General features: G+C 43.4%; 5 protein-coding genes. 1 reads left to right on the forward strand and 4 read right to left on the reverse strand.

Annotated features, from left to right (window positions below; translation table 11 throughout):
- Window positions 1-169: 169 nt before the first annotated feature.
- Window positions 170-493 (reverse strand): DUF1825 family protein, encoded by a 324-nt coding sequence (locus tag NJ959_RS27340; protein WP_254014921.1) that lies wholly within the window; start codon window positions 491-493, stop codon window positions 170-172.
- 250 nt (window positions 494-743) lie between these two features.
- The gene (locus NJ959_RS27345) at window positions 744-1,427 is read right to left on the reverse strand and encodes a Crp/Fnr family transcriptional regulator (RefSeq protein WP_254014917.1); all 684 of its coding nucleotides are present in this window, start codon (window positions 1,425-1,427) and stop codon (window positions 744-746) included.
- Window positions 1,428-1,469: 42 nt separating this feature from the next.
- Here NJ959_RS27345 and NJ959_RS27350 point away from each other — a divergent pair, with 42 nt between their 5' ends.
- On the forward strand, window positions 1,470-2,363 hold the full coding sequence (locus tag NJ959_RS27350; protein WP_254014918.1) for a DALR anticodon-binding domain-containing protein: 894 nt from the start codon (window positions 1,470-1,472) through the stop codon (window positions 2,361-2,363).
- Between the two features lie 190 nt (window positions 2,364-2,553).
- Here NJ959_RS27350 and NJ959_RS27355 read toward each other — a convergent pair whose 3' ends face one another.
- Together NJ959_RS27355 and NJ959_RS27360 are read right to left on the reverse strand one after the other, a co-directional pair.
- A complete protein-coding gene (locus tag NJ959_RS27355; protein WP_254014919.1) occupies window positions 2,554-2,727 on the reverse strand; it encodes a hypothetical protein in 174 nt (57 codons plus the stop codon).
- A 13-nt stretch (window positions 2,728-2,740) separates the two neighbouring features.
- A partial coding sequence (locus tag NJ959_RS27360; protein ID WP_254014920.1) for a hypothetical protein occupies window positions 2,741-3,480 on the reverse strand: 740 nt, incomplete at its 5' end.

Raw genomic sequence — 3,480 nt, forward strand, 5'->3', positions numbered from 1 at the left:
GAGTAGGGAGTGGGGAGTAGGGAGTAGGGAGTGGGGAGTGGGGAGTGGGAGTGGAGGGAGAGTTAAAGCTCAAAACTCTCGAACCCATTCCCGGGAATAGTTTTAAGTTTTAAATTAAAACTTAAAACTTAAAACTCAAAACTCAAAACTCTCGAACCCATTCCCCCCACTAAGACTGCTTCTCTAACTCCGACTTCATCCTCTCCAGCGTCATGTTCATTTGGTCAAACATTTGCTTGGGGGTGATGCCAAATTGACCGAGCTGGGTGTTAAGCTGCTGTACCGTCATCTGCGCCATGAAGTCATCCGATAACTCGAAACGCTTCATAAAGATCCGGTAACGATCCATTAGGGATTCCATCTGATCGATAAATAGCTTTTTCCCTTCCCGGTCAAATTTGCCGTAGTTGTTTCCCAATTGGATGAGAGATTGGTAATCCTCAAACAACTGTTTTGCTTCTTGTTGGATAATCTCTGAATCAAAAAAACCCATTGCTCTTAACTCTGTCAACCGAGTGGGTTGTGATACTGCTGTTGGTAACATTCTAATCCACTGTTGAGTTTCCGCAAAATGTCGGTTTTCCGTATTGGGGGAGTGGGGGGGGGGGATGTAATAGTGCGGTAAACTACCCGCCACCAAACTGAGGACAGCTTAAGAACCACTAAGAAACTAAGACACTAAGATTCTAAGAAATAGCTGATTTGTGACGGATCAAAATATATGTTCGGTTGGAATTTTACAATCAGTTGTTTTTGGCAGGCAAACAAATCAAATTATCTTCTTTAATCGCAATCAGTCCCTTTTGACGGAGCTTGCCCATTAAGCGGGTAACTGTAACGCGAGTTGAACCAATCGCGCTGCCAATTTGGGCGTGAGTGAGAGGAAATGGCAAGCAGTAACCGTTTTCAGTCGGTTCCCCAAATTCTTCCACTAATAGGGTGATAAATCCGAAGAGTCTATCGATCGTTTTCCGCTGCCCTAATGTACTTAACCACAGTAATTTCCGCTGATGTTGATGGCGAAAAGCATCCAAAACCTCCCGGCGGAAATGAGGCCAGTTATCTAGATCGTTCCAATACATCCATACTACAGAGGTTTGGTCGATGTGGGAGTAAGCGCCCAGGGTAAAGGGTGATTGTGCCACAATTTCAAACGGTTGACCTGGACCAACAAAGCCTAAAAATGTTTCCTCTGTGGTTGGCTTTGATACTTCGGATTTAGATTTAGTTGTAGTGGCGCTCAGTTGAGCTGTACCGACTAGGCGGACTGCTCCCTTTTGTACCAAATAGAGTAACCCATCACGGGTGGGAATCCGCTCGTCTTTGCTAAAGGTTCGGTAACGGTAATGTTCCTGCGCCCAGTCAAGAATCCTTTGCCAGGTTAAAAATGGTCGAGATGCTTCTGATGTGGAGGATGTTAAATTCATAGTTTGTAGCGTAATACAGACACCAAGTTTTCTAGAGTTTCTATGGAGTACAAAGTAGCAAAAAATACTTCTAACTGCCGAAAGTTTACGGTGAGGGGGGGCGGCAATTCGGGGCTGAAACCGTTATTACAGCAACTACTTGGGGAAACTATTGGTTTGTTCGGAAGAACTCAGCTAAACCCTAAGACTATTTCTATACACCGCTTATTACATAGGAATAGCGTAATCTATCGATCTGCGATCGCGCTCAAATTATCTCCCCTCTGGCAACTCCCTCCCGATGATATCGCCCATCAGTTAACAGCCGCGTTGTTAACTATGCCTCAAGATACTATCGCCATCGACTTTATGGTTGAGGTGGTATCCCCAGGTTGGATTGATTTTCAATTAGGCGATCGCTCTTTGGCTACTGTGTTACAACAGTTAATTGAAATACCTCTATCTCCATCGACTCCAGGAAATTGCTTGTTCTCCAAAGACTACAATCTCTTTCCGATACAGTATACTCACGCCCGTTGCTCTTCTCTGTTGCGTTTGGGGGGAAGTGGCACAGCGGATGCCGTATCGGGCGGTGGGGAAGAGGGGAGTAGGGAGTGGAACAGCGGATGCCGTATCGGGGGAGTGGAAAAGTTCTTTCCTGATAGGGAGGGAGAAAGGTTGGGGTTTGTCCATTTAGCGGAATGGGATTTGATTTTTCAGATATTGGATTTGCTTGATGTTATGAGTGACTCGGATCAGCGGAGCTTGGTAAAACGAGGATTCGCTTTGTGTCACGCATTTGATGCTTTCCACCGGAGTTGTCGGATTTGGGGAGAGGTGAAAATTCATCAACCCCAACTTACTAAGGCTCGATTGGGTTTGGTGAAGGTAACTCAGATTTTACTGCGATCGCTCCTTGAAGACTGCTTCGGCGTACCTGCACTCTTGGAATTGTGAAGTTTCGGTTATTGTCTGGGCAGGAAAAAAAAATTTTCCTTAAGGATAGTGACAATTAAAGAAAGTTCTGATATGATTTACTTGTGTGTGAGGAGCGAACCAGTTGGGGAACCGAGACGAAACACGGCCAGTCGTCGGTTCCCTTTCTGATGGAAATAATTTTTGATCGAGAATGCGGATGGGTGGGTTGTTAAGCATCAATAACATCCCAAAGTTCTTCAATGGGGAAGACTCTACCAGCTTGTGCATCTTCTAGGGCACGATGAAGGCTGACTAGGATTTCTGCTTTGGGAGTATCGTCGGTTTCAAGGATTAGAGTGAGTTGTTGTTCGAGATCTTTGGGAAGATCAATAGTAATTTGCATGGTGGTTTGTCCTTTAGCTGCCAGGAAGTTGCTGACGGTTTTGGTAAATATTGTACAGTCGATCTAGGACTGCGATGGGAATTCCGGTAGCGGGGATAAAGGTTTTGATGGCTTCTTTGCCACCTGCAAAGAGTACGCTGAGGGTGTTTTGCCAGGGTTTCCATTTATCTTGGGGCAGATTTTGGAAGTTGTTGATTAGGATATCGAAGATTTCCTTGTCAGTTTTGTCGGGGTATTCTTCGCGGAGTTTGTCTACAAGTTTCTTGAGTTGCCGGGTGGCTTTGTCTGTGTCGATTGCAGGTGAGTTGTGCTGATGAATGATAGCTGTATCTATCTTTCCTTCACCTGTAACACTGGCGATGATACTTTCTTTAATATTAATCACAGGATTATTTTCAGTCATCTTGGTTCTCCTTATTTCACTATTAACAAAGATGTTAACTCCATCGATTTGATATTTCGTTGTTGTTTGTTGAACAACTTGTTGGGAGTTTTTCTCTAAATATTGTATAATGGTGTCAAATTTTATTTTTATTGCTTCATATTTATTAACCTCCTCTGCTTTTTTAACGATTTTCTCTAAAGCTGAAAATATTTTTCTGAAATAAGAGCTGGATACTTCTTTGATAGGAATAATCAGTTTTTCTTGTCCTGATATTTCGGTTAATGGTGGTAAGAATACTAAGCAGGGAAATTGTTCAAAAGGAATATCTAAGTCTCTTGCTATATCATAAGATTGATTCCGATCAAATG

Origin of the sequence: Limnofasciculus baicalensis BBK-W-15, assembly GCF_024178385.1 — a bacterium.
In the GTDB taxonomy this organism is placed as follows: domain Bacteria; phylum Cyanobacteriota; class Cyanobacteriia; order Cyanobacteriales; family Coleofasciculaceae; genus Limnofasciculus; species Limnofasciculus baicalensis.

What these genes read in the sequence shown, in the direction of transcription:
- NJ959_RS27340 (WP_254014921.1), bottom strand. Translation starts at nt 493, where the DNA reads ATGGGTTTTTTTGATTCAGAGATTATCCAACAAGAAGCAAAACAGTTG.
- NJ959_RS27345 (WP_254014917.1), bottom strand. Translation starts at nt 1,427, where the DNA reads ATGAATTTAACATCCTCCACATCAGAAGCATCTCGACCATTTTTAACC.
- NJ959_RS27350 (WP_254014918.1), top strand. Translation starts at nt 1,470, where the DNA reads ATGGAGTACAAAGTAGCAAAAAATACTTCTAACTGCCGAAAGTTTACG.
- NJ959_RS27355 (WP_254014919.1), bottom strand. Translation starts at nt 2,727, where the DNA reads ATGCAAATTACTATTGATCTTCCCAAAGATCTCGAACAACAACTCACT.